Genomic DNA, 24,858 nt, shown 5'->3' on the forward strand with positions numbered 1-24,858 from the left:
GCCCGCCGGCCACCGCAGCGCCGCCGGCCGGGGCGGCCGGTGCCGGGGACGGCGCCTGCGAGGCGCAGGCGGCCAGGGCCCCTGCAGCCAGCACGGCGAGSAGGCGTAGCGAACGTGGCGATGAAGGGGCAGAGTAGGGCATGGCGCGAGCCTAGGCCCCGTCCGCGCCCGGTCCAACTGACCTTCGTCAACCGGCCTGCCGCGCCAGCCGGCGCTCTCATTACCTAAGTCACGACTGACGGATGAGAGCGACCGCTATCCTGCGGGCGCCAGTCCGTTTGCCCCATCCCCCCACCCCACCCGCCGCACCATGCGCCAACTGCTCATCACCGCCGCGCTGGCCGTTCTCGGCCTCGTCGCAGGCTGCACCACCGTCGAGAAGTTCAACCCCTTCGCCGGGCCCGCCACGCTGAAGGGCGAGGTCGCCGCCGGTGCCCAGATCAACCCCGACGCGCGCAAGCGGGCCTCCCCGGTCGTCGTGCGCGTCTTCGAGCTGAAGGCCAACGCGCAGTTCGAGTCGGCCGACTTCGTCTCGCTGTTCGAACGCGAACAGCAGGTGCTCGGCCCCGACCTGGTGTCGCGCGAGGAATTCGTGTTGCGTCCCGGCGAAAAGCGCCCGCTCGAGAAGAAACTGTCGCCCGAGACCAGGTTCATCGGCGTGATGGTCGCATTCCGCGAGCTCGAGCGCGCCCGCTGGCGCGCCGTGATCCCGGTCGCCGCGAACCGCACCAACATCGTCGCCGTCAGCCTGGACGACATCGCCGTGCAGGCCACCCGCACGCAGCCTGAAATCAAGCCCTGAAACCCCCAACCCCCACCGTGAACGGACGGATCTCTCCATGAGCTGGCGCGCCAAGGTCGTCTGGTCGTCGGGCATGTTCCTGCAGCCCCACCATTTCCAGCAGGAAACCCGCTACATCGAGCGCCTGGTCGACGCGCGCACCCGCTGCGTGACGCCGTTCGCCTGGGGCTTCTCCGAACTGGAGATCGACGAGGGCCTGCTCGCGCTCGGCAAGCTGGGCCTCACGCGCGCCGCCGGCCTGCTGCCCGACGGCACGCCGTTCTCGATGCCGCTGCTCGACCCGCTGCCGCCGCCGATGGAGCTGCCGGCCGACGTGAAGGGCGAACTGATCTACCTCGCGCTGCCGCTGCAGCGCCAGGGCCTGAACGAGGTCGACTTCAGCGGCACCGACGAGCTGTGCCGCTTCGAGGCCGCCGAAGAGAACGTGCGCGACAACACCGACGCGAGCGACGAGCCGGCCGCCATCCAGACCGGCCGGCTGCGCATGCGCTTCGTGCGCGCGAAGGAGGCCACCGAGGCCTATGCGCTGCTCGGCGTCGCGCTGGTGGCCGAGCGCCGCAGCGACGGCCAGGTCACGCTCGAACGCAGCTACATCCCGCCGCAGGTGGCGATCGAGGCCACCGCCCAGCTGTCGGCCAGCGCCTCGCTGCTGCACGGCCTGATCCTGCAGCGCGCGCAGGCGCTCGCCGGCCGCATGGGCCAGCTGAGCCACGGCGTCTCCGAGCTGGCCGATTTCCTGATGCTGCAGACGCTGAACCGCAACGAGCCGATCTTCAGCCAGCACACCGCGGTGCCGAATGCGCACCCGAAGGAGCTGCACCGCGACTGCCTGCGCCTGGCCGGCGACCTGGCCACGCTGGCCAGCAGCACGCGCCGCCCACCCGAATTCCCGCCGTACCGCCACGACGACCTGAACGCCTGCTTCGCGCCGGTGTTCGCCGAGCTGCGCCGCATGCTGACCGCGGTGCTCGAGCAGAACGCGCTGCAGATCGAGCTGGTCGACCGCACGCACGGCGTGCGCACCGCGGTCGTCAACGACCTGGAGCTCGCGCGCACCGGCACCTTCGTGCTGGCCGTCAATGCGCAGGTGCCGGGCGAGCAGCTGCGCCAGCGCTTTCCGGCACAGACCAAGATCGGCCCGGTCGACAAGATCCGCGACCTGGTCAACCTGCAGCTGCCCGGCATCGGGTTGCGCTCGCTGCCGGTCGCGCCGCGCCAGCTGCCGTTCCATGCGGGGTATTTCTATTTCGAGCTCGACCGCAGCGGGGAGTTGTGGAAGGCGGTCTCGACCAACGGTCACGTCGCGATGCACATCGCCGGCGACTTCCCCGGCCTCGAGCTGGAGTTGTGGGCCATCAGAAGCCAGTGAAGTAAGCCAGAAAGAACGTGGTGAGCGCGATGAGCCCCTCTTCCCCCGACGATCCGTTTGCCGAAGTCGACACCGGCCGCACCTTCATCATGCCGACGCCGGGCGGGCGCACGACCGCGATGCCCTCGCGCCCGCAGCATGCGCCGCAGCAGCCCGCGGGCGCCGACGTGGCGGCCGACATCGGCCCGAGCGACAGCGGCCTGAACCCGCTGGTGGCGCTGGCGAACCCGCTGCTGGCGCTGGTGCCGCAGATCCGCGCCTCCACCCAGCTCGCCGACCCGGCCTCGCTGCGCGAATCGATCGCGCAGGGCCTGCGCGAGTTCGAGGCGCAGGCGCGCGCCCGCGGCATCACGCCCGAGCGCGTGCTGGCCGCCCGCTACATCCTGTGCACGCTGCTCGACGAGGTGGCCGCCACCATGCCGTGGGGCGCCTCCGGCCAGTGGGGCCGCCACAGCCTGCTCGCGATGTTCCACAACGAGACCGGTGGCGGCGAGAAGGTGTTCCAGCTGATGGCCAAGCTGGCCGAGAACCCGCGCGGCAACCGCGACCTGCTGGAGCTGATCTACGCCGCGCTGTGCCTGGGCTTCGAGGGCCGCTACCGCGTCGTCGACGGCGGCCGCGCGCAACTCGAGGCGGTGCGCGAGCGGCTCGCGCAGATCATCAAGAAGGAGCGCGGCGACTACCCGCAGCCGCTCGCGCAGAACTGGCGCGGCGAGGCCGCGACCCGCCGCTCGATGCTGACCTGGCTGCCGCTGTGGGTGGCCAGCGCCGTCGTGATGCTGCTGGTGGTCGCGATCTACCTCGGCCTGTCGTGGCGGCTGAGCGGCGACTCCGACCCGGTCTACGGTCGCATCCAGGAGCTGCGGCTGATTCCGCCGACCCCGCCGGTCAAGCTGCCGGCACCGAAGCCGCGGCTCGCGCAGTTCCTCGTCAACGACATCAAGGCCGAACTGGTCACGGTGCGCGACGAGGTCGACCGCAGCGTCGTGATCATCCGCGGCGACGGCCTGTTCCCGCCCGCCAGCGCGGCGCTCACCAGCGACCGCGAGGCGCTGATGAAGCGCATCGCCGAGGCGCTGGCCCAGGTGCAGGGCTCGGTGCTGGTGACCGGCCACACCGACAACGTGCGCATCCGCACCGCGCAGTTCCCGTCGAACTGGCACCTGTCCGAGGAGCGCGCGAAGACGGTGCGCGACATCCTGGTGGGCTACGGCGTCGCCGCCGACCGCGTCAAGGCCGAGGGCCGCGCCGATGGCGAGCCGGTGGCCGCCAACGACACGCCGGCCAACCGCGCGCTGAACCGGCGCGTCGAAATCACCCTGTTCATCTCGCGCGGCGCGACGCCCGCGGCCTCGGCTCCCGGAACCGGATCATGAAGAAGCTGCTCGGTGTCCTGCTCAACCCGTGGTTCCTGCTGATCCTCGGGCTGATCGCGCTGTCCCTCGTCATCTGGATCGTCGGGCCGCTGATCGCGATCGGCACCTGGCGGCCTTTGGAGAGTTCGACGGCGCGCCTCGTCTTCATCGGCGTGATCGTCGGCCTCGTGATCCTGCGCAAGCTGTGGCAGTACTTCCGTGCGCGCAAGACCAATGCGCGCGTCGTGGATCAGCTGCTGAAGCCGGTGGCGAGCACTGCCGCCGACGACCCGGCCAACGCCGAGCTGAAGACGCTGAACGAGCGCTTCCAGAAGGCGCTGCAGACGCTGCGCAACGCGAAGTTCGACACCGGCAAGACGGGGGTGGCCGGCGCGTTCAGCGGCCTCACGTCGCGGCTCGGCAAGCGCTACCTCTATGAGCTGCCGTGGTACGTGATCATCGGCGCGCCGGGCTCGGGCAAGACGACCGCGCTGGTCAACTCGGGCCTGAACTTCCCGCTGGCCGCGGCGATGGGCGAGCATTCGGTGAAGGGCGTCGGCGGCACCCGCAACTGCGACTGGTGGTTCACCGACCAGGCGGTGCTGATCGACACCGCCGGCCGCTACACCACGCAGGACAGCCACAAGAGCACCGACAGCAAGGCCTGGGAGGGCTTCCTCGACCTGCTCAAGCGCAGCCGGCCGCGCCAGCCGCTGAACGGCGTGCTGATCACCGTGTCGGTCAGCGACCTGCTCACCGCCAACGTCAACGAGCGCGCGCAGCACGCCGCCACCGTGCGCCTGCGGCTGCAGGAGCTGCACCAGCACCTGGGCATGCGCTTCCCGATCTACCTGCTGGTCACCAAGTGCGACCTGCTGTCGGGCTTCATGGAGACGCTGGGCGAGGTCGACAAGGACACCCGCGCGACGCCGTGGGGCATGACCTTCAAGCTCGACAAGCAGCAGCACACCGATCTCTCGGTGTTCCCGGCCGAGTTCGACGCGCTCGAGAAGCGCCTCACCGACGGCCTGATCGACCGCCTGCAGCTCGAGCGCGACCCGCAGCGCCGCGCCCGCATCTACGGCTTCCCGCAGCAGTTCGAGGCGTTGCGCGGCCTGCTGAAGGACTGGATCGACCAGGTCTTCTCGCCGTCGCAGTTCGAGGCCCACCCGCTGCTGCGCGGCGTGTACTTCATCAGCGGCACGCAGGAAGGCACGCCGATCGACCGCATGCTCGGCCGCATCGCGCGCACCTACCGGCTCGAGCGCACGGTGCTGCCGCCGCTGCAGTCCGGCGGCAAGAGCTTCTTCCTGTCGCGGCTGCTGAAGGAAGTGGTGTTCGGCGAGGCCGCGCTGGCCGGCACCGACCTGAAATGGGAGCGCCGCCGCGCCTGGATGATCACCGCCGCCTACGCGGCGCTCGGCATCGTCTCGTTGGGCGTGCTGCTCGCCTGGGGCGTCAGCTACGTCAACAACCAGCGCTACATCGCGAAGGTGGACGCCACCGTCGAGGAGGTGCGCAAGCTGGTGCAGTCGACGCCGAACCGCGCATCGCCCGACATCCTGGTGCTGCTGCCGGCGCTGCAGGCCACGCGCGACCTGGCGCGTGCCGGCATCGGCGACTCGGTGCCGTTCAGCCACGGCTTCGGGCTGTACCAGGGCCGCAAGCTCGACGGCGCGTCGCAGCAGGCCTACCGCCGCATGCTGACCGACGCGGTGCTGCCGCGCATCGCCCTCGGCATCGAGGACCGCCTGAAGACCGGCCTCGACAACCCCGAGCTGCAGTACGAGGCGCTGAAGGCCTACGTGATGCTCTACGACCCGGAGCGCTTCGACCCCGCCGCGCTGAAGCTCTACGTGATGGCCGATTGGGAAACCAACCTGCCGCGCTCGGTGACCACCGAGCAGCGTGCCGAGCTCGAATCCCACCTCGACGCGCTGCTGGCCGAGGGCCAGGCGGTGTCGCCGCTGCCGGAAGACAAGCAGCTGGTCGCGCAGACGCGGGCCCGCCTGATCGCGACGCCGCTCACCGAGCGCGTGTACCGGCGGCTGAAGCGCCAGGGCGTGGGCGCCGACATCCCGGAGTTCACGGTGGCGAAGGCGGCCGGTGCCGGCGCGGGACTGGTGTTCACGCGCATGAGCGGCCAGCCGCTGACCAAGGGCGTGCCGGGGCTCTTCACCTACGACGGCTATCACAAGGGCTTCCAGCGCGAGGTCGAGCGCGTCGCGCGCACGCTGGCCGATGAAGAGAGCTGGGTGCTGGGCGTCAACGACAGCAATCGCCAGAACGCGCTGCGCTCGCTCGACGTGCAGCAGCAGCTCGCCGACGAGGTGCGCCGCCTGTACCTGACCGACTACGTCACGGTGTGGGAGGAGTTCATCGCCGACGTGAAGATGCTGCCGACGGCCAACCTGTCGCAGGCGGTGCAGATGTCGCGCGTGCTGTCGGCGCCCGACAACCCGCTGGTGCCGCTGCTGAAGGCGATGTCGCGCGAGACCACGCTCGGCGACAGCAAGGACGTGGCGTCCAAGGTCGAGACCAAGGCGCGCGATGCGATCCAGCGCTCGCGCGAGGAACTGCTGCGGCTGCTGGGCAACCAGGCGCCGGCCACGCCGCTCGGGCCCGGCCAGCGGATCGAGAGCATCGTCGACGACCGCTTCGTCGCGTTGCGCCAGCAGACGCGGGCAGTCGACGGCAAGGCCGCGCCGATCGACTCGACCATCGCGCTGATCAACGAGGTCTACACGCTGCTGACCGCGGCCGACACCGCGGTGAAGGGCGGCAACGTGCCGCCGCCGTCGGACGTGCCGAACAAGGTGAAGGCCGAAGCCGCGCGGTTGCCCGAGCCGACCCGCTCGCTGCTGAACACGCTGTCGGTCAGCGGCACCAAGGCGGCGCTCGACATCACGCGCAGCAACATCGGCAACTCGATCAATGCCGAGATCGGCGAGTTCTGCCGCCAGGCCATCAGCGGGCGCTACCCGTTCGCGCGCGGCAGCAGCCGCGACGTGACGCAGGAGGACTTCGCCCGCGTGTTCGCGCCGGGCGGGCTGTTCGACGCGTTCTTCCAGAAGAACCTGGTGAACTTCGTCGACACCTCGACGCGGCCGTGGAGCTTCAAGAAGATCGACGGCGCATCGATGGGTGCCGACAGTTCCACGCTGCTGCAGTTCCAGCATGCGGCGGTGATCCGCGACACCTTCTTCCGCGGCGGCGGCACCGCGCCGGGGCTGCGGCTCGACTTCAAGCCGATGGAGATGGACCCGTCGATCACGCAGTTCACGCTCGACGTCGACGGCCAGCTCGTCAAGTACGCGCACGGCCCGCAGATCCCGGCCTCGATCCAGTGGCCGGGGCCGCGCGGCAGCACGCAGGTGCGCGTCGCGCTGACGCCGGTGTCGGCGAGCGGCCTGTCGGGCGACACCCGGGAAGGCCCGTGGGCGCTGTTCCGGTTGTTCGACAAGCAGCAGGTCGAGGCGGCCGGCGCGCCGGAGCGCTTCAAGGCGACCTTCAACATCGACAACCGCAAGGCGGTGTTCCTGGTCACCGCCAGCAGCGTGCGCAACCCGTTCCGCTTGCCCGAGCTGCAAGAGTTCTCATGCCCGGGCAAGCTGTGAGCCACGACTTCAGCATCGACCAGTTCATCAGCGGCGTCGGCACGCAGGCGCCGGGCTGGTTCGGCAAGCTCGCGATGCTGGGCGATTTCGCGAGCCGGCGGCTGCCGCAGCCGTTCGTCGATGCCTGCGATGCGTGGCTGTCGAAGGGCATGGACGCGAGCCGCACGCGGCTCGGCGCGCAGTTCCTCGATGTGTACCTGACCGGGCCGATCTGGCGCTTCGCCTGGGCGCCCGGCGTGATCGACAGCGAATGGTGGGCCGGCGTGCTGATGCCGAGCGTCGACAAGGTCGGCCGCTATTTCCCGCTGGTGGTCGCGCAGACCGCGCACGACCTGCCGGAGACGCTGGAGGGCATCCAGGCGCTGGACGGCTGGTACCGGCACCTGAGTGCTGCCGCACTCGGCACGCTGGGGGCGGGCGCGACGGTCGAAGATTTTGAATCGGCGCTTGCGCGGGCGCCATCGTGGCAGGCCGAGCGGCACAGCGTCGAGCCTGCTGCCACCGCGATGCCGGGCCGGCTGCGCTACACCTATGCGGGCGCCGCGAGCCTGCCGCAATGGATCGACGGGCTGGTGGTGGCCGAGGCGATGCGCCGCTACACCGGGCACAGCCTGTGGTGGCCCGACCATGCGTCGGCGCCCGACGACAGCCTGTCGGTGGCGCCCGGGCTGCCGCCGCCGGACTGCTTCTCGGAGCTGCTGGAGGGGCGCTGGTGAGCGACTCGACCGACGGACCCAGCTTCACGCCGGACGACGAGCGCACGGTCGTCAAGACCGATGCGCCGCTCGACGGCGGCAACTCGCTGCCGAACGGCTTCCGGCTGCAGGAGTACGTGGTCGAGGGGCTGGTCGGCGAAGGCGGCTTCGGCATCGTCTACCTGGCGCGCGACACCCAGCTCGGCCGCGTGGTCGCGCTGAAGGAGTACATGCCGGCGACGCTCGCGACGCGCGGCCCTCAGTGCGAGGTCTCGGTGCGCTCGGCGCGCCATCGCGAGACCTTCGAGCTGGGTCTGCGCAGCTTCGTCAACGAGGCGCAGCTGCTGGCCGCGTTCGACCACCCGTCGCTGGTCAAGGTGTACCGCTTCTGGGAACAGCACGGCACCGCCTACATGGTGATGCCGTACTACGAAGGCCCGACGCTGAAGCAGTGGCTGATCGAGCACGGCCGGCCCGACGAGGCGCTGCTGCTCGGCGTGGCGCACCCGCTGATCGACGCGCTGGAGCTGATGCACCACCAGCGCTGCTACCACCGCGACATCGCGCCCGACAACATCCTGCTGCTGAACCAGCAGAGCACGCAGTTCGGCGGCGCGGCGAGCATGCGGCCGGTGCTGCTGGATTTCGGCGCCGCGCGGCGCGTGATCGGCGATGCGACGCAGGCGCTGACGGTGATCCTGAAGGCCGGCTACGCGCCGGTGGAGCAGTACGCCGAATCGAGGGCGATGCGCCAGGGGCCGTGGACCGATGTGTATGCGCTGTGCGCGGTGCTGTATGCCTCGATCACCGGGCGCGCGCCGCTCGCGTCGGTCAGCCGGCTCGTCACCGACGACCTGCAGCCGGCGGTGCAGGCGGGGGCGGGGCGGTATTCGCCGCAGTTCCTGGCCGCCATCGATGCCGGGCTGGCGGTGAAGCCGGACGACCGGCCGCAGGACATGGCGGCGCTGCGGGCCTTGCTGCCGGGTGGGCATGGGCACGGGCTGGGGCATTCGCCGTCGCAACTGCTGGGCAGCTCGACGCGCGGCGGGTTGGCGGTGCCGCCGGACCTCGGCGCGTCGACGGTGGTCACCCCATCGACGCGGCCGGCCGAGCTGATGCCCGATCCGCATGCGAAGCCGCCGTCGCGGGCCGGTGTCTATGCGCTGGCCGGGCTGGTGGTCGCCGCACTGGCCGGGGCGGGCTGGTGGTTCGCCGGCCGTGCACCGGCGCCCGCCGTCGTGGCCGCGGCACCGTCCGCATCGACCGCAGGGGTGACGACTGCCACGGCGCCGTCACCGGCACCGGCCGTCGCCCCCGCGCCGCCGCCAGCCGTGCCGTTCGGCCTGGTCACCGCGCTGCAGGACATCGTGCGCCACGCCGACCCGGTGCTGGGCGTCAACGCACTGGCCGACAAGTCGCAGCTGCGCATCGGCAGCGACCGGCTGCAGTTCCGCGTCAAGTCGTCGGAGGCCGGCTACCTGTACGTGTTCCTGGCCGGCACCGACAAGGCCCACTTCTACCTGCTGTTCCCGAACGAGCTCGACAAGAACAACCGCATCGAGCTGAACCGCGAGGTCGTGCTGCCGCGCGCCGGCTGGCACATCACTGCCGGCGGGCCGCCGGGCACCGACCACATCGTCGCGATGGTGTCGCGCAAGCCGCGCGACATGACCGGCATCGGCGTCAAGAAGGCCGGCGACCAGATCCCCGAGATCGACCTCGGGCTCGCCGAGCAGCTGTGGGCGGCACGCCAGCCGGGCGACAGCCCGTTCGCCGGCAAGCCGGTGTGCGACGCCGGCGAGTCGCCGTGCGATGGCAGCTACGGCGCGACGCTGCTGGTGATCGACGAGGTGAAGCGGTAGCTCGGCCGATCGCGCGCTGCGGGCTCTGCCGGCGTTGAGCGTTCCTGCGATGGCCAGGAAGCTCAGGAAACTGGAGGCGCTGGTCTGCCTTCGTTGAACTGTTCCGGATCCGGCGTGACTCATGCCCAGGGCCTGTTAACACTACGGGAAGGACGGTCATCATGGAATTGCGAATCAGGCCCGGCGGGATCCGGCGCGCAGCGCTGGAGGGGACACCTGCTGCAAAGGGATTGCCGGATCGGGTGAGTGACGTGAAGGCGGGGGCGAAAGCGCAGTGCGCAGTGAGCCGCCTGGTGGGCGCCGAGCGCCGACCCGAGGCCTGGGTGGGTTGGCACGATCCGGTGGATCGGGGGGCACAGCTCAAGCGCTTGCGCAATCGAGATGACGGGGTTCAGCCGACTCCGCCCGCGCACAAGGCGTTGAAGACTTCAGCCGTTCAACGGCTGCCGCTGGGACTCGGCACCCAGCTCGAGCCGCAGTCGGGTGAGATCTTCAGGGAGGACGGCAGCAGCGTTCGTGCAGCAGCCCATGTGACGCTGGTGCTGCAATGGCTGGGTCGTGCCCGGGGGCGGCTGGTGACGGTGGAAGCCTTCAGGAAACAATGCGGGCGCGACTTGATGCAATGCGTGAATTCCGCGCGTCAGTTGCTGCCGCAGAATGCCATCGAGAACATGGATGGCGGCTACAGGCTGAGGTTGCCGGCCGAGGTGCTGGATGGCGATGTGCGCAGGGTGGGGCCTTTCACGGTATGGCCCGAGCAGCATGCGGTGCTGGTGGCGCCGCGGGGAATGTCGGAAATTCCTGCCTATCTCACCGAACGCGAGTACCTGATTTTCGACAGCTTGCTGGAGAGGCGAAGTCGGCCGGTGCGCAAGGCTGCCATCGAGGCAGCGAGCCAGTCGACAGCGAGTCGCATCCGGTATTCATACGGCGGGTTGCGCTACAAGCTCGGATCGGAGATGTTCATCGAAACGCCTGGCTGCTACCAGCTCAAGTAGCGATGCCGGTCTCCTCACGTTGAAGGCTTGCGGCCCGTGCCCTGACGCGGTCCAATGCGCATCCGACAAGCACATCGAATCGATGGGGAGGCTTCATGGCAGCACGAACGGTGAAGGTCGCGAGCGCAACGAAGGCGGCGAAACCGCGCCGCCCCACCGCCGACCCACTGCCGAAGAACTCGCCGTTCATGCGCGTCGCGCGCCCCGACGAGATCGACGTGCGCGACCGGCCCTACCGCCCGTCCATCGGCAGCGCGCCGCCACCGACGCTGTTCCCGAAGCACGGGCTGCCGGTCAAGTACCAGGGCGACACGATGGCCTGCACCGGCTTCGCGCTGTCGCTGGTCGTCGAGCACCTGTTGCTGGCCTCGGGCCGTGAACGAAAGCCTGCCATCTCGCCCTACATGCTGTACTCGATGGCGCGCCGCTACGACGAGTACCCGGGCTCGTCCGAAGACAAGGGCTCCAGCCTGCGCGGTGCGATGAAGGGCTGGTTCAAGCACGGCGCCTGCCGCGAGCCGCTGTTCCCCGGGCTCGAGATGCCGGCGGCCAGCAAGAGCCTGGCCGACGACTGGTGGTTCGATGCGGTGAAGCGCCCGCTCGGCGCCTACTACCGCATCGACCACAAGGCGATCACCGACATGCATGCCGCGCTGAACGAGGTGGGCATCCTGTATGCGAGCGCCGGCTGCCACTCGGGCTGGGACGACGGCATCGAACTCACCGCGCTGAAGAAGCGGCCGACCTCGTTCAGCGAGCCGCGCAAGGGAATCTGGGAGATCCCGGTGAAGGGCGGCCACGCGCGGCATTCCGGCCACGCGTTCGCGATCGTCGGCTACAACGAGCGCGGCTTCCTGATCCAGAACTCCTGGGGCACCGACTGGGGCTCGTACGGCTATGCGATCCTGAGCTACGACGACTGGATCGCCAACGCGATGGACTGCTGGGTCGCGCAGCTCGGCGTGGTGACGCAGGACCACACCGCGATCTCGAAATCGATCAGCCTGCGCACCGACGCGGCCGGCCGTGTCGCGCTCGCGGCGAGCGAGGTGCTGCGCAACCGCGAGCTGTCGCCGTTCATCGTCAACATGGGCAACAACGGCGCGCTGAGCAACAGCGGCGTATTCCGCACCCGGCCCGACGACGTGCGCGCGATCGTCGACGTGCAGCTCGCGCAGGCGCGCAAGCAATGGGGGCTGCAGGACGGCGTGGTCGACGTCTGCATCTTTGCGCACGGCGGCCTGGTCGGCGAGTCTGCCGCGGCCGACATCGCGGCGCAGTGGATCCCGATGCTGTACGAGCAGAAGATCTTTCCGATCTTCCTGATGTGGGAGACGGATTTCTTCACGAGTGCGCTGAACTGCATCGATGATGCGATCCGCGACGTGCCGCGCAGCACCGCCGCCGGCTCGTCGATGGCGGCCTGGTGGAACGAGCGGCTGGAGCGCGTGCTGTCGCGTCCCGGCACGCGCATCTGGGGCGAGATGAAGCAGAACGCCGATGCGATGAGTGCGTACAAGCCGGGTGTGCCGGACGACGAGCAGGCCGGTGCGGTGCTGCTGTACGGGCATTTCAAGCATGGCGTGGCCGACAAGCGCATCCGCATGCATTTCGTCGGGCATTCGGCCGGCAGCATCGTCGCGAGCCTGATGATCGATCGGCTGGCGCAGGAGGGCATGCGCTTCGAATCGGTGAGCTTCCTGGCGCCGGCGGTGCGCGTGGACACCTTCGAACGCTGCGTGCGGCCGCACCTCGAATCGGGTGTCGTCAGGCGCTACCAGCAGTTCCACCTGAGCGAACGTGCCGAGCAGCAGGACCACACCTGCGGGCCGTACCGGCGCTCGCTGCTGTACCTCGTCAGCGAATCGTTCGAGGGGGGCAGCACGACGCCGATTCTGGGGATGCAGCGCTTCTTCGATGCTGCTGCGAAGGGCTTGCCGAACACCACGGCGTGGGTGTCGCCGGGGCCGGTGAGCACCAGCACGACGCATGGGGGGTTCGATGATGATCCGGGGACGCGGGGGCAGGTGGTGGAGTTCATCCTCCGGGGGTGATCACTGCGTGGCAGTGCCGGGTCTCGCCCCGGCGGGCGAGTCACTTTCATTTGAGCCCAAATGAAAGTAACCAAAGCAAAGGGCTTGGAAAACCATACGGTTCGTCCAGTCTCGCTGCGGACAACACTGACGCTTCGGCTGCACATCCCCGTTCATTGGGATTGTTGCTCTCCCGCTTCACTCGACTCGCTCGCTACGCGTCGCATCGTCTAGTCCCTGCGAGGGCTGCGTCATCTTGGCGATGCGTAGCGAGCTGGGTGGAGAAGAACGGCCAACAATCCCAATGAAGGTGGGGCACCAGCCGAAGCGTCAGTGTTGTCCGCAGCGAGACTGGACGAACCGTATGGTGTTGTATTGAGGCCCTTTGCTTTGGTTACTTTCATTTGGGCTTCAAATGAAAGTGACTCGCCCGTGAGGGCGAAACCTGCCGTCACTCGCACCCCGGGATCCGCCGTCTGTCGCACACCGGGCTGCGCGGCTTGCCGGGCCGGGCCCCCGCGCCGTATCGTGGCATCCCATGAAGCCCGTTCCGTCCGTTCCTCCCGCTGCCCCCGCTGCCCCCGCTCCGCCGGCTCCGCCCGCGCGCCACCTTGCCCGGCTGTGGGCTTCGCTGACCCCACGCCGCATCGCGATCAACCTGATCGTCGCCACCGTCGCCGCGATCGCACTGAACCCGATCTTCGTGACGCCCTTCCTCAGCGTCTGGGGCCGCAGCATCTTCGTCGGCCTGATGCTGCTGGTGGCCTTCGACATCGCCGGGCATTGGCCGTCGCGCTGGCTGCCGCGCTGGGTCGTTCAGGTGGCGGCCGTCGTCATCACCGCGCCGGTCGCTACGCTGGTCGCCTACCTGGTGATGGTGCAGGGCGATGTCACCAGCTTCCAGCGCAACGAAGGCCTGCTGTGGGGCTTCTTCTCGATCGCCACCACCGGCCTCGCCGTCGGCCTGACGCTCGCGCTCGGTGCGCTCTACCGCGAACGCGATGCCCAGGCCCGCTCGCAGGCGCTGGCCTTCGAGCTGGAACGCAGCACGCTCGAGAAACAGGCGCTCGACGCGCGGCTGCGCCTGCTGCATGCACAGGTCGAGCCGCATTTCCTGTTCAACACGCTGGCCAACGTGCAGCAGCTGGTGGAGTCGGGCTCCGAACGGGCCGGCCCGGTGCTGAACAGCCTGATCGCCTACCTGCGCGCCACGATGCCCAGCCTCGCGCAGACCAGCAGCACGCTCGGCCACGAGATCGGGCTGGTGCGCGCCTACCTCGAGCTGATGCGCATGCGCATGCCGGACCGGCTGGCCTTCGACGTCGCGGTGCCCGATGCGCTGGCAGGCCTGCCGTTCCCGCCGATGGCGCTGCTGACGCTGGTCGAGAACGCGGTGCGCCACGGCATCGACCCGAGCGAGACGGGCGGCCGCATCGAGGTCGGTGCCCGTGCCGATGCGCGGCAGGCCTGCGTCGAGGTCTGGGTCAGCGACACCGGCGCCGGCATGGACGAGAAGGCCGCGCCCGGCACCGGCCTCGCCAACCTGCGCGAGCGGCTGAAGGCCACCTATGGCGATGCGGCCAGGTTGGAACTCTGCGACGAGACGCCGCACGGCCTGCGCGCCACGCTGGTGCTGCCCGATCCCAGTCCGCAGTTCGCGAAGCTGGACCCTGGAGCGGCACCATGAACCCCACCGCGCTGATCGCCGACGACGAGCCGCTGCTGCGCGAGCGCCTGCGCGGGATGCTGCAGCGCCTGTGGCCGGAGCTCACGATCGTCGCCGAGGCGCGCAACGGCCGCGAGGCAGTGGAGTTGTTCGATGAACATGCGCCGCAGGTGGTGTTCCTCGACGTGCACATGCCGGGGTTGAACGGCGTCGAGGCGGCGCGCTCGATCGCGCGGCGGGCCCAGGTGGTGTTCGTCACCGCCTACGAGCAGTACGCGGTGACGGCCTTCGAGCAGGGGGCGATCGACTACGTGGTGAAGCCGTTCGACGAGGAGCGCCTGGCCGATACGGTGCAGCGGCTGCGGCAACGGCTCGGCACCGACGGCGCCGCACCCGCGGCGGACGACCGTCTGGAGGCCGCGATCGAGAAGATGTCGGCCGAACTGCGCCGCCAGTCACCGGCGCAGCGGCAGGCGGGGTGGCTGCAGTGGATCAAGGCGTCGGTGGGCAACAGCGTGCGGCTGATCCCGGTCGAGCAGGTGGCCTACCTGCGCTCCGACGAGAAGTACACGCTGGTCGTGTGGGAGGGCGGCGAAGCGCTGATCCGCCGCACGATCCGCGAGCTGGCCGATGAGCTCGATCCGGAGTGCTTCGTGCAGGTGCACCGCTCGGTGATCGTGAACCTGCACCAGGTGGCCCAGGTGGTGCGCGGGCCGAACGAGACGGCCGACGTGCACATCAAGGGCCGCAGCGAGCTGCTGCCGGTGAGCCGCAGCTACGTGCACGTGTTCCGGCACATGTGAAGCGCCGGCTCCGGCGGTTGCTCACTGCATCGTCGTGCGCATCGCCTGCGTGGCTTCGGCGACGCTCTGCACGCGCTTGCCGGTGATCGTGACCATCGGCAGCGTGACGACTTCGGCGCTGGCCTGCTGCGTGGTGCCGGCGCGGCCTTCCTCGAGCATCGCGATCGCGATCGACAGCGTCGCGGCGATCAGCACGGTGAAGGTCAGCAGCGGGGCGAAGAGGCGGTCGAACATGTCAGTCTCCAGCGGTGTGTGTGTTGCGTTGGAGTGAACTGTAGGCAGCCGCCCGCGCCGGCGACAGCGCGCTGAGACGAAGCGTCGAAACACGGGGACAGGCTGCGGGTCGGCACGACGGGGCGCACCGGCCCGGGGCCGCTCCCGCGGCGTCAGACCGGTTCGGTGCGCGCCACCAGCCAGGCGAGCGCCTCGCCGCTCACCAGCGGCGACAGCCGCTCGCGCACCACGCGGTGGTAGTCGTTCAGCCAGGCGGCCTCGTCGGCGCGCAGCAGGCTGTGGTCGATGCAGCGGGTGTCGATCGGGCACAGCGTCAGCGTCTCGAAACCGAGGAACTCGCCGAACGCACCGTTCTCGGGCGTGTCCGCCGCGACGTTCAGCACCAGGTTCTCGATGCGAACGCCCCATTGGCCGCCGCGGTACAGGCCGGGCTCGATGCTGGTGATCATGCCGGGCTCCATCGCCATCTGCGGCTCGGGGATCGCCTTGCTGATGCTCTGCGGGCCCTCGTGCACGTTCAGGAAGTAGCCGACGCCGTGGCCGGTGCCATGGCCGTAGTCGAGGCCGTGCTCCCACAGCGGCGCACGCGCGATGGCATCGAGCATCGGCGACAGCGTGCCGCGCGGGAAGCGGGCGCGGCTCAGCGCCAGCGTGCCCTTCAGCACCAGCGTGTAGTCGCGCCGCTGCGCGGCCGATACCGTGCCGATCGGCCAGACGCGGGTGATGTCGGTGGTGCCGCCCAGGTACTGGCCGCCGGAATCGATCAGCAGCAGGCCGTCGCCCTCGATCACCGCGTGCGATTCGGGCGTCGCCCGGTAGTGCGGCATCGCGCCGTTGGCGTTGAAGCCGGCGATGGTGTTGAAGCTCAGGCCGACGAAGCCGGGCCGGCGCGCCCGCGCGGCGCTCAGCTGCTCGTCGATCGTCAGCTCGGTGATCCGTTCCTTGCCGAGCGCCTGCTCGAACCACGCATAGAACTCGCACATCGCGGCACCGTCCTGCGCCATCGCGTCGCGCACGAAGGCGGCCTCGGCGGGGCTCTTGCGGCTCTTCAGCAGCGTGCTCGGGTTGATTGCCTCGACCACCTTCACGGCGGCCGGCACGTTCTCGCGCAGGCCGAGCGTGATGCGGCGCGGGTCGATCAGCAGCGTGGCCTCGGCGCCCAGCCGGGCCAGCGCGGCAGCCGCCTCGGTGTACGGGGCCAGTTGCACGCCGTCGGCGGCGAGCGCCGCCTGCACCGCTGCCGGCACCTTGCCGACGCCGACGAACAGCGTCGCGCCGTGCAGGCCGATCAGCGCGTGGGCCAGGAACACCGGGTTGTAGCTGACGTCGGAGCCGCGCAGGTTGAAGATCCAGGCGATGTCGTCGACGGTGGAGACGAAATGCTGCGTCGCGCCGTGCACCGCCATCGCGCGGCGCACCTCCGCCAGCTTGGCGCTGCGGGCCAGCGGCGCGTGGGGAGCGGCATGCTCGTAGACCGGCGCTTCGGGCAGCGCCGGGCGATCGGGCCACACGTCTTCCAGCAAGTCGAGGTCGGTGCGCAGCGGCACGCCGGCGCGCGTCAGCGCGGTGCGCAGCTGCTGCGCCGCCGCCAGGCCCAGCACCGCGCCGTCGACGGCCACCCCCTGCCCGGCGGGCACCTGGCTGGCCAGCCACTCGACGTGGTGGGTGGCAGCGCCGCTCGGGATCTTCACCAGCTCGATGCCGGTGCCGGCCAGTTCGGCCTCGGCCTGCACCCAGTAGCGGCTGTCGGCGAACAGCGCCGCGCGCTCGGTGGTGACGACCAGCGTGGCCATCGAACCCGTGAAGCCCGACAGCCATTCGCGCCCTTGCCAGCGCCCCGGCAGGTACTCGGACAGGTGCGGATCGCTCGATGGCACCAGCAGTGCAGCCAGCTGGTGCTGTTTCAGCGCGTCGCGCACGCGCTCCAGGCGCAGGCGGATCGGGGAGGTGCGGGTGTCCATGGGTTCGGCTCCGTTCGGGGCCCGCACGCCGCCCGGGTCGGGAAGCCAGCGGGGAAAGCGCGGATTTTAGGGCCTGACGGCCATCGGGGCAGGGTTTGCACTGGCCCGCCAGGCCGCGCTGCGGAGGGCCTTCTGCAATTTCTCTTCGCAGTTGGCGCTCATCCTGTGCGCTGGTGCGCCGCGCGCCCCCGAGGAGATGCCATGCCGTTCGACCCCCGAATCGAGAAAGAAGCCTTCCTGCACGCCGACCGTGCGCTGTTGCGGCAGCTTCTCGACATCGATTTCCAGCTCTACCGCCCGATGGGCTACCTGGCTGCCACCGCGCTGCACAAGCTGGTGTATTGCTGGCTCGTCGGCCTGCACGAGGACATCGCGCCGGTGCTGCCGCGCGTGATCGGGTGGCTCGACCATGCGATCAACAGCGGCGAGGCCGGCCGGGAGCTGCGCCGGGAATCCGGCGATGAAGTCCTCGCGCTGGGGGAGAGCGGCGAGCCGCGCACGATGCGCCCGAACCTGCACGCGACGCGGGCGATGGCCCGGTGGCTGCACGGCGGCGAGGCGGCCTGCGATGACTGGTCCGGCGCGCGTCGTTCCCAGGCGGCCTGGCGCGCCAACCTCGCGCGCGGCGAGCGGCGCCTGACGCCCCACCAGCTCGCGCTGGACGACTACCTGGCGTGGTGCGTGCAGTGCGGCGAATACACCGCCGGCATCGAGCTGATCGAGAGCCAGCTGGCGCTGCGCGCCTCGGCGCCGGCGCATGCGGTGCTGGCACGCCTGCCGCGCCCGCGCGAGTTCGCCTACGCGGTCTGCCTGCACCATGCGCGCGGCCGCTTCGAGCCGGCCGACCTGTTCGAGGCCGGCAAGCGCATGCTCAATGGCAGCCTCAACGAAGGCTGGCTCGCCACCGGCGAATCGCTGCGGGCGGCGATGTGGCTGAAGATCGTGCACTGGGATCTCGCCGCGCCGGTCGGATGCGCCGCCGCCAGCCCGCTCGACACGGTGCGGCGGGCGCACGTTCACCTGGCGCCGCAGCCGGTGCTCACAGCGCGCACGACTGCGACACCGCAAAGTCGTCCTCTCGCCAGCACTCTCCGTGCGTCGGGATCACGTTGATGACCTCGAAGTACGGCAGGCCGAAGTACTCGCATCCGTGCAGCGCCTCGACCGCGGCGTGGTACTCGTCGAGGTCGGGGGTCTCCCAGACCGCGACCTCGGCGCACTGGGTGTCCCAGCGCGATTCGCAGGTCTCGAACTGCCGCAGGCGCAGCGACGGGAAGCTCTCGAACACCAGCACCAGCACGCGTTCGCGGAACGCCGCGCGCCGCGCGGCATCGAGCGATCGCCAGTGGGAGGTGGCCTGCAACAGCATGAAGAAGGTGTGGGTTCTTGACATGGCGGAGGTGGGTGGTGGGTTGACGCAGCGAAGCGCCTTGCCGACACTATGCGAGTTTTTATTCGTATTTGAAACTCGCATTTCGGCAACCGATGTCCACACCGCAGACCGCCCCGCCCAGCACCCCTCTCACGCCCCGCAAGGCACCGCGCCAGGCGCGCTCGCGCGCCACCGTCGACGCGATCCTCGATGCCGCGGCTCGCGTTCTGGTGCAGCGCGGCTATGCCGCGACCACGACGAACGCGGTGGCCGAGGTGGCCGGCGTCAGTGTCGGCTCGCTGTATCAGTACTTCCCGAACAAGGATTCGCTGATCGCCGCGCTGCATGACCGGCACGGCCGGCAGATGAGCGCGCTGCTCGATGCCGCGCTGCTGCAGCACCGCGGCTCGTCGCTGCCGGAGGCGCTGGCCGGCGTGATCGAATCGGCGGTGAAGGCGCACCAGCTCGATACCGACCTGCACCGCGTGCTCGAGAAGCAGGTGCTCGGCCTGCACCAGTTCCCCGGCGCGGACGAATCCGTCGACGAGATCGAGCGGCGCCTGCGCGGGCTGCTGGAGGCGCACCGCGCCGACATCGTCGTCGAGGACCTGAAGCTCGCCACCTACATGCTGATGCACGCGGTGCATGCGCTGATCCACGCGGTGGTGCTGGAGCGGCCGAGCGGTGTCTCGGTGAAGGCGGCCACGCGCGAGACGGTGCGGATGGCGCTGGCCTACCTCACCGCCCGGCTGTGATCCGCCAGGGAACCGGATAGCCGGCGCGGTGACTCAGTCGGCATCTGGAACAACGCGGGGAGATCGAACATGAGGTTGTGCGAGCAATTCGGGCGTCTCTTCGGCAGATTGGCTGCGCGACCGACCGACGAAGAACGGAATCCGCAGCCGTTCAGGCTGACGATCGTGCGGCAGGTCCGTGGTGCACGTGAGTGCCTGGTCGCCAACATGCCGTCTCACCCGACGACGATCAAGGCCAGCCTTGCGGCGACGGGCACCTTGGTGACGCTGGCCGTCGTGCTGCTACGCAGGTCGAGCGATCTCGACAATGGCGATCCCAACGACGATGTGATGCCCTCTGCCGTGACGCGCCTCGACGGTGGCGCCGTGATGGTGTTGGTGATGGCGGCGTGTTGCGTCGCGGCGTGCCTGTTCGCCACGGCTTGGCATTGCGTGTCGCCCCCACCGCCGGACACGCATCCGGAAGACGCCTGAGAAGTCGTCTGCGTCAACGCGCCGGCGCGCCCCGCCCGTACAGCAGCAGCATCGCGACGATCACGCCGCCGTAGATCAGGTGGCGCCCCCACTCCTCGATCTGCATCACCGAGAGAATGGACTGCAGCAGCGTGATCAGGATGACGCCGGCCACCGTGCCGAGGTAGTGGCCGCGCCCGCCGAGGATCGAGGTGCCGCCGAGCACCACCGCGGCGATCGCCGGCAGCAGGTAGGGATCGCCCATCGCCTGCGCCGCCTTGCTCGCATAGCCGGCCAGCAGCACGCCGCCGAAGGCCGACAGCCCGCCGGCCACCGCGAAGGCCGTCATCACGACCGCCCGCGTGCGTGCGCCCGACAGGTAGGCGGCGCGCTCGCGGTTGCCGATCGCGTAGACGCAGCGGCCGAAGGTGGTGCGCGTCAGCACGAACACCGCCGCCGCGCCGACCACCGCCCACACCAGCAGCGCGTTCGGGATGCCGGCGAGGCTGTGGCCGGTCGCGATGAAGCGCATCGCCGGCGACGACGCATCCTGCGGCGAGTAGCCGCCGGTGTGCACCACCATCAGCCCCTGCGCCACCGCGTTCACGGCCAGCGTGACGATCATCGACGGGATGCGCAGGAACGCGACGCCGAAGCCGTTCAGCAGGCCGAGCACCACGCCGCAGGCGATGCCGAACGGGATCGCGAACGCGCTGCCCCACGGCCCCCAGCCGGTGGCCGCGGTGGCCATCATCGCGCCGACCGCCACCACCCAGGGCACCGACAGGTCGATCTGCCCGAGCAGGATCACCAGCATCGCGCCGGTCGCGATCACGCCGAGGAACGAGGCCACCTTCAGCTGCTGCAGCAGGTACTCGGGCGACAGGAAGCTGCTGCTGTACAGGCTGCCCAGCAGCAGCAGCGCGACGATGCAGCCGAAGGCCGACGTGATGGGGCCCCTGATCGGACCCCGGAAGTGCCTGGCCAGGTGCCTATCCATACAGATCGAGCCGGTTGCGAAGTTTCAGCAGCCTGAGCGCGCCCACGCAGATCGCCGCGAACAGCACCGCGCCCTGGAACAGCGGCTGCCACAGCGGCTCGAGATTGAACACGAACATCAGGTCGCCGATGGTGCGGAACATCAGTGCGCCGAACACCGCGCCGACCGCGCTGCCCGAGCCGCCGAACAGCGACACGCCGCCCAGCACCACCGCGGCGATCGAGTACAGCGTGTAGGTGCTGCCGTTGGCCGACGACGCTTCGCCCGACCAGGTGATGCAGGTGACGAACAGCCCGGCAACCGACGCGAGCAGCCCCGACAGCACGTAGGCGACGAACTTGGCACGCCGCACCGGCACGCCCGACATGTAGGCCGCCTGCTCCGACGAGCCGACCGCAGCCGCCGCGCGCCCGATCACCGAGCGGCGGTACGGCAGCCACACCACCAGCAGCAGCGCGAGCAGCAGCACGAGCGCCGCGGGAATGCCGCCCGGCAACTGCCCGGTCAGCGCGTCGGCCAGCGTGCCGTTCACGTCGCCGCCCGGCACGCGGCGCAGCGCGAGCGCGAGGCCGAAGAAGGCCGAGCCGGTCGCGATCGTCGCGACGATCGGCTGCARCCGCCCGACGATCACGATCAGCCCGTTCAGCGCACCGCAGGCGCAGCCGGCCAGCAGAACGGCTGCCACGCCGAGCGCCGTCTGCCCTGGCGTGCCGACGACGAGGTGCGAGGCCAGGCAGTTGGCGAGCACCAGCACCATGCCGACCGACAGGTCGATGCCGGAGGTCAGCACGACCAGCGTCTGCGCCATCGCGACGATCGCGAGCAGCACGCCCTTGTTCGCCGCGGTGGTGGCGACATTCGCGGTCAGGCCGGCCGGGTGGTTGGCGGCATAGACCGCGAACATCGCGACGAAGCCGATGAACGCGAGCAGCGTGCCCTGGTGCTCGCGCAGCCGGTGCGGCCAATCATTCATGACTGCCCCTCGTCCGATGGGTACATCGGGCGGTCCCCCGAGGGGACGCGGGCCGGCTTGGGGCGGCCCGGCGCTCGGCCCGCCCCCGTCATGCGGGCTCCACGTCCAGCGCCGCGCCGACCAGCGCATGCTCGGTGATCCCGGCACCGACGAGCTCGCGGCGGATCCGGCCCTCCACCATCACCAGCACGCGATCGCAGCAGCCGATCAGCTCGTCGTGGTCGGTCGAGTAGAAGAGGAGGGCCGCGCCGTCGTCGGCGAGCCGGCGCAGCAGCTGGTAGATCTCCTGCTTGGTGCCGACGTCGATGCCGCGTGTCGGGTCGTTCAGCAGGATGATGCGCGGCGCCCTCATCAGCCACTTGCCGATCACGAGCTTCTGCTGGTTGCCACCGGACAGCGCGCCGGCCGCCACGTCGAGGCCGTCGCAGCGCACCGCGAGCAGCGCCATCATCCGCTCCACCGCGGCGCGTTCGGCCTGGCGGTCGATCACGCCGCCGTGCGACAGCGCGCCGAGCGCCGCGAACGACAGGTTCTCGCGCACCGACATCGGCAACATCAGGCCTTCGGTCTTGCGGTCTTCGGGGATCAGCGCCATGCCGATGCGCGGCTGCTTCGCGGCATGCGGGCCGGTGAACGGGGTCGGGCGGCCGTCGATCAGCAATTCGCCGCGGCAGCCGCGCAGCACGCCGAACAGCGCGAGCAGCAGTTCGCGCTGGCCCTGGCCGTCGAGGCCGCCCAGGCCGACGATCTCGCCGGCGTGCAGGCGCAGGGAGACATCGGCGAGGCGGTGCGTCCAGTGCAGGCCGCGCAGCTCGAGGCGCGGCGGTGCCGGATCGGCTGCGGTCTCGGGTTCGCGCACCGGCTTGTCCGGGAACACGCCGCTGTAGCTGCGGCCGATCATCAGCTCGACGATCTCGGTGTCGGTCTTCGCGCCGGCCGCGAAGTGCGCGACGCTGCGGCCGTCGCAGAACACGGTGCATTCGTCGGCCAGCTCGGCGATCTCGTGCATGCGGTGCGAGATGTAGAGCAGCGCGAGCCCGTCGGCGCGCAGCTGCTTCAGCACCGCGTAGACCCGCCCGACATCGGCGGCGGTCAGCGCCGACGTGGCCTCGTCGAGGATCAGCAGCCGCGGCCGGCGCGCCAGCGCCTTCGCGATCTCGACCATCTGCCGGCGCGACAGCGAGAGGTCCTTCACCAGCGCGAGCGGGTGGATGTCGGCGGCACCAGCGCGCGCGAGCGCCGCTTCGGCCTGGCGGCGCTGCGTGCGGCGGTCGATCAGGCCGAAGCGGCCGAAATGACGCGGCGGCTGGCTGATGAAGAGGTTGTCGGCCACCGAGAGGTCGGGGATCAGCGACAGCTCCTGGAACACGCAGGTGATGCCGGCGGTGTTGGCCGCTGCGGGCGATGCGAACGTGACCGGCTGGCCGTCGAGCAGCATGCGGCCTTCGTCGGGCGCGACGACGCCGGCGATCAGCTTGATCAGCGTCGATTTGCCGGCCCCGTTCTCGCCGAGGATCGCGTGGATGCGGCCGGCCTCGACGCGCAGGTCGGCCGATTGCAGCGCGTGCACTCCCCCGTAACGCTTGCTGATCGCCTGAATCTCAAGAAGGCTCATTGGCAAAGGACCTGATCAAGCAACGCCCGCGGAACCGGCTTTGCCCGGCCGCAGGGTGGCGCCCCTTGGGGGCAGGAGCGCGCAGCGACTGGGGGGCGCTTACTTATTCGTTTCGGACTGGCCCATGATCTCCTGGGCCGTGAAATTGATGCCGCAGGTCGGGAACGCGTTGCCGACGAAGAAGTTGTCGGACTGCGTCGCGTAGAAGTTGGCGCCGTCCTTGAAGCCCGGTTCCTCCACCGTCGACAGCGGCAGCTTGATCGACTGCGGCAGCACCTTGCCCTCGAGCGCCGCGATCGCCACCTTGATCGCGACCGCCACCTGTGCCGGACCGGTGCCGCCCGAGGCGCACTTCAGCCCCTGCCCGGCGTACTTCGCGCAGAACTTGCGGAAGCCGTTCTCGKTCTCGCCGGCGAACGGCACCATCGGGTGCTTGGCGTCGAGCATCGCCTGCACGACGCCGGTGTCACCGCCCTGCGCGGTGATCGCGTCGAACTTCTTGTGCACCGCGATCGCATCGGCCGTGACCTTCTGCGACGTGGGGTCGTCCCACTTGCCGATCACCTCGATGGTCTCCCACTTCTTGCCGGAGGCCTTCAGCGCTTCCTGGATGCCGTCGTGCCGGTCGCGATCGACCGAGGTGCCCGACACGCCGCGCACCTCCAGCACCTTGCCGCCGTTGGGGGTGTTCTTGATCAGCCACTGGCCCCAGTAGGTGCCCAGGCCCTTCTGGTCGACGTTGACGTTGATCGCCTCCTCGGTGTCGAGGATGTTGTCGAACGCGACCAGCACCACGCCGGCATCGTTCGCGCGCTTGATCACCGGCTTGAAGGCGGCAGGGTTCTGCGCGTTGACGACGATCGCGTCGAAGCCCGAGTCGATGAAGTTGTTGATCGCGGCGATCTGCGCGGCCACGTCTTCGCCGGTCGAGACGACCTTGTACTCCTTCAGCTTCGCCGCCACCTCGGGCTGCGCCGCATAGGCCTTGGCCGTCTTGATCATCTGGATGCGCCAGGTGTTGGCGATGTAGCCGTTGGCGAGCGCGACGCGGTACGGGCCCTTCTTGGCCGGGTACTGGAACAGCTTGGTCGTGGTGCTCCACGGCGCGAAGCACTGCGGGTCGGAGTTCGCGGTGGTCACGACCTTGGGCGGCGCGGCGAGCGCGGTGGCGCTGAAGCCGAGTCCGAGGCCGAGCAGCAAGGCGTGCTGCAAAGAACGGGTGAGGATGAACGCCATGGCCGGGTCTCCTTCATGCAGGTCCCGAGTCGAGACCGGGAAGGCAATGTAGCCACTTC

General features: G+C 69.8%; 20 protein-coding genes. 13 read left to right on the forward strand and 7 right to left on the reverse strand.

The window, feature by feature from the left end; genetic code table 11:
- The first annotated feature begins 310 nt into the window (after positions 1–310).
- The 10 genes from tssJ (at position 311) to AC1D1T_RS04315 (ending at position 15,200) form a co-directional block, all read left to right on the forward strand.
- A complete protein-coding gene (tssJ, locus tag AC1D1T_RS04270; RefSeq protein WP_477843123.1) occupies positions 311–802 on the forward strand; it encodes a type VI secretion system lipoprotein TssJ in 492 nt (163 codons plus the stop codon).
- Positions 803–839: 37 nt separating this feature from the next.
- Positions 840–2,171: a type VI secretion system baseplate subunit TssK gene (gene tssK / locus AC1D1T_RS04275; RefSeq protein WP_477843121.1), complete on the forward strand. Its 1,332-nt coding sequence runs from the start codon at positions 840–842 to the stop codon at positions 2,169–2,171.
- A 29-nt stretch (positions 2,172–2,200) separates the two neighbouring features.
- Complete coding sequence (locus AC1D1T_RS04280) at positions 2,201–3,547, forward strand: DotU family type VI secretion system protein (RefSeq protein WP_477827511.1); 1,347 nt, start codon at positions 2,201–2,203, stop codon at positions 3,545–3,547.
- Complete coding sequence (gene tssM / locus AC1D1T_RS04285) at positions 3,544–7,143, forward strand: type VI secretion system membrane subunit TssM (RefSeq protein WP_477991469.1); 3,600 nt, start codon at positions 3,544–3,546, stop codon at positions 7,141–7,143. The genes AC1D1T_RS04280 and tssM overlap by 4 nt, the downstream gene beginning before the upstream one ends.
- Positions 7,125–7,859: a type VI secretion system-associated protein TagF gene (tagF, locus tag AC1D1T_RS04290; RefSeq protein WP_082004388.1), complete on the forward strand. Its 735-nt coding sequence runs from the start codon at positions 7,125–7,127 to the stop codon at positions 7,857–7,859. The genes tssM and tagF overlap by 19 nt, the downstream gene beginning before the upstream one ends.
- Positions 7,856–9,700 (forward strand): protein kinase domain-containing protein, encoded by a 1,845-nt coding sequence (locus tag AC1D1T_RS04295; RefSeq protein WP_477991471.1) that lies wholly within the window; start codon positions 7,856–7,858, stop codon positions 9,698–9,700. Before tagF ends, AC1D1T_RS04295 begins: the two co-directional genes overlap by 4 nt.
- 161 nt (positions 9,701–9,861) lie before the next feature.
- Positions 9,862–10,698 carry a hypothetical protein gene (locus AC1D1T_RS04300; RefSeq protein WP_477827607.1) on the forward strand — a complete coding sequence of 279 codons (837 nt, stop codon included), beginning with the start codon at positions 9,862–9,864 and terminating at the stop codon, positions 10,696–10,698.
- Positions 10,699–10,793: 95 nt separating this feature from the next.
- Positions 10,794–12,752: a C1 family peptidase gene (locus AC1D1T_RS04305; RefSeq protein WP_477991473.1), complete on the forward strand. Its 1,959-nt coding sequence runs from the start codon at positions 10,794–10,796 to the stop codon at positions 12,750–12,752.
- Between the two features lie 517 nt (positions 12,753–13,269).
- Positions 13,270–14,418, forward strand: a complete 1,149-nt coding sequence (locus AC1D1T_RS04310; RefSeq protein WP_477825604.1) for a sensor histidine kinase — start codon at positions 13,270–13,272, stop codon at positions 14,416–14,418.
- Positions 14,415–15,200, forward strand: coding sequence for a LytR/AlgR family response regulator transcription factor (locus AC1D1T_RS04315; protein ID WP_047506089.1), 786 nt, complete (start codon positions 14,415–14,417; stop codon positions 15,198–15,200). The genes AC1D1T_RS04310 and AC1D1T_RS04315 overlap by 4 nt, the downstream gene beginning before the upstream one ends.
- 21 nt (positions 15,201–15,221) lie before the next feature.
- Here AC1D1T_RS04315 and AC1D1T_RS04320 read toward each other — a convergent pair whose 3' ends face one another.
- Together AC1D1T_RS04320 and AC1D1T_RS04325 are read right to left on the reverse strand one after the other, a co-directional pair.
- Positions 15,222–15,434 (reverse strand): hypothetical protein, encoded by a 213-nt coding sequence (locus AC1D1T_RS04320; protein ID WP_047506091.1) that lies wholly within the window; start codon positions 15,432–15,434, stop codon positions 15,222–15,224.
- Positions 15,435–15,586: 152 nt separating this feature from the next.
- Positions 15,587–17,395, reverse strand: a complete 1,809-nt coding sequence (locus AC1D1T_RS04325) for an aminopeptidase P family protein (protein ID WP_477825605.1) — start codon at positions 17,393–17,395, stop codon at positions 15,587–15,589.
- Positions 17,396–17,596: 201 nt separating this feature from the next.
- Here AC1D1T_RS04325 and AC1D1T_RS04330 point away from each other — a divergent pair, with 201 nt between their 5' ends.
- Positions 17,597–18,508 carry a hypothetical protein gene (locus AC1D1T_RS04330; protein ID WP_477825606.1) on the forward strand — a complete coding sequence of 304 codons (912 nt, stop codon included), beginning with the start codon at positions 17,597–17,599 and terminating at the stop codon, positions 18,506–18,508.
- Here AC1D1T_RS04330 and AC1D1T_RS04335 read toward each other — a convergent pair.
- Positions 18,435–18,788, reverse strand: a complete 354-nt coding sequence (locus tag AC1D1T_RS04335) for a darcynin family protein (RefSeq protein WP_465113327.1) — start codon at positions 18,786–18,788, stop codon at positions 18,435–18,437. The genes AC1D1T_RS04330 and AC1D1T_RS04335 overlap by 74 nt on opposite strands.
- Positions 18,789–18,880: 92 nt before the next feature.
- Between AC1D1T_RS04335 and AC1D1T_RS04340 the strand changes: the two genes are divergently transcribed.
- Both AC1D1T_RS04340 and AC1D1T_RS04345 read left to right on the forward strand, forming a co-directional pair.
- Complete coding sequence (locus AC1D1T_RS04340; RefSeq protein ID WP_477841244.1) at positions 18,881–19,522, forward strand: TetR/AcrR family transcriptional regulator; 642 nt, start codon at positions 18,881–18,883, stop codon at positions 19,520–19,522.
- 69 nt (positions 19,523–19,591) lie between these two features.
- Complete coding sequence (locus AC1D1T_RS04345; RefSeq protein ID WP_477825608.1) at positions 19,592–19,996, forward strand: hypothetical protein; 405 nt, start codon at positions 19,592–19,594, stop codon at positions 19,994–19,996.
- A 13-nt stretch (positions 19,997–20,009) separates the two neighbouring features.
- On the opposite strand, the gene AC1D1T_RS04350 is transcribed toward AC1D1T_RS04345, so the two are convergent.
- The 4 genes from AC1D1T_RS04350 to AC1D1T_RS04365 form a co-directional block, all read right to left on the reverse strand.
- The gene (locus tag AC1D1T_RS04350) at positions 20,010–20,975 is read right to left on the reverse strand and encodes an ABC transporter permease (RefSeq protein ID WP_477825609.1); all 966 of its coding nucleotides are present in this window, start codon (positions 20,973–20,975) and stop codon (positions 20,010–20,012) included.
- Positions 20,968–21,948: an ABC transporter permease gene (locus AC1D1T_RS04355; RefSeq protein ID WP_477825610.1), complete on the reverse strand. Its 981-nt coding sequence runs from the start codon at positions 21,946–21,948 to the stop codon at positions 20,968–20,970. The genes AC1D1T_RS04350 and AC1D1T_RS04355 overlap by 8 nt, the downstream gene beginning before the upstream one ends.
- 88 nt (positions 21,949–22,036) lie before the next feature.
- The gene (locus AC1D1T_RS04360) at positions 22,037–23,563 is read right to left on the reverse strand and encodes a sugar ABC transporter ATP-binding protein (RefSeq protein WP_477991475.1); all 1,527 of its coding nucleotides are present in this window, start codon (positions 23,561–23,563) and stop codon (positions 22,037–22,039) included.
- 99 nt (positions 23,564–23,662) lie between these two features.
- The gene (locus AC1D1T_RS04365) at positions 23,663–24,799 is read right to left on the reverse strand and encodes a sugar ABC transporter substrate-binding protein (protein ID WP_477991477.1); all 1,137 of its coding nucleotides are present in this window, start codon (positions 24,797–24,799) and stop codon (positions 23,663–23,665) included.
- Positions 24,800–24,858 lie beyond the last annotated feature (59 nt).

This window comes from Rhizobacter sp. P2_H3 (assembly GCF_056403355.1).

What these genes read in the sequence shown, in the direction of transcription:
- AC1D1T_RS04360 (WP_477991475.1), bottom strand. Translation starts at nt 23,563, where the DNA reads ATGAGCCTTCTTGAGATTCAGGCGATCAGCAAGCGTTACGGGGGAGTG.
- AC1D1T_RS04345 (WP_477825608.1), top strand. Translation starts at nt 19,592, where the DNA reads ATGAGGTTGTGCGAGCAATTCGGGCGTCTCTTCGGCAGATTGGCTGCG.
- tssM (WP_477991469.1), top strand. Translation starts at nt 3,544, where the DNA reads ATGAAGAAGCTGCTCGGTGTCCTGCTCAACCCGTGGTTCCTGCTGATC.
- AC1D1T_RS04280 (WP_477827511.1), top strand. Translation starts at nt 2,201, where the DNA reads ATGAGCCCCTCTTCCCCCGACGATCCGTTTGCCGAAGTCGACACCGGC.
- tagF (WP_082004388.1), top strand. Translation starts at nt 7,125, where the DNA reads ATGCCCGGGCAAGCTGTGAGCCACGACTTCAGCATCGACCAGTTCATC.
- AC1D1T_RS04300 (WP_477827607.1), top strand. Translation starts at nt 9,862, where the DNA reads ATGGAATTGCGAATCAGGCCCGGCGGGATCCGGCGCGCAGCGCTGGAG.
- AC1D1T_RS04325 (WP_477825605.1), bottom strand. Translation starts at nt 17,395, where the DNA reads ATGGACACCCGCACCTCCCCGATCCGCCTGCGCCTGGAGCGCGTGCGC.
- AC1D1T_RS04335 (WP_465113327.1), bottom strand. Translation starts at nt 18,788, where the DNA reads ATGTCAAGAACCCACACCTTCTTCATGCTGTTGCAGGCCACCTCCCAC.
- AC1D1T_RS04315 (WP_047506089.1), top strand. Translation starts at nt 14,415, where the DNA reads ATGAACCCCACCGCGCTGATCGCCGACGACGAGCCGCTGCTGCGCGAG.
- tssJ (WP_477843123.1), top strand. Translation starts at nt 311, where the DNA reads ATGCGCCAACTGCTCATCACCGCCGCGCTGGCCGTTCTCGGCCTCGTC.
- AC1D1T_RS04350 (WP_477825609.1), bottom strand. Translation starts at nt 20,975, where the DNA reads ATGGATAGGCACCTGGCCAGGCACTTCCGGGGTCCGATCAGGGGCCCC.
- AC1D1T_RS04310 (WP_477825604.1), top strand. Translation starts at nt 13,270, where the DNA reads ATGAAGCCCGTTCCGTCCGTTCCTCCCGCTGCCCCCGCTGCCCCCGCT.
- AC1D1T_RS04340 (WP_477841244.1), top strand. Translation starts at nt 18,881, where the DNA reads ATGTCCACACCGCAGACCGCCCCGCCCAGCACCCCTCTCACGCCCCGC.
- AC1D1T_RS04320 (WP_047506091.1), bottom strand. Translation starts at nt 15,434, where the DNA reads ATGTTCGACCGCCTCTTCGCCCCGCTGCTGACCTTCACCGTGCTGATC.
- AC1D1T_RS04305 (WP_477991473.1), top strand. Translation starts at nt 10,794, where the DNA reads ATGGCAGCACGAACGGTGAAGGTCGCGAGCGCAACGAAGGCGGCGAAA.
- tssK (WP_477843121.1), top strand. Translation starts at nt 840, where the DNA reads ATGAGCTGGCGCGCCAAGGTCGTCTGGTCGTCGGGCATGTTCCTGCAG.
- AC1D1T_RS04330 (WP_477825606.1), top strand. Translation starts at nt 17,597, where the DNA reads ATGCCGTTCGACCCCCGAATCGAGAAAGAAGCCTTCCTGCACGCCGAC.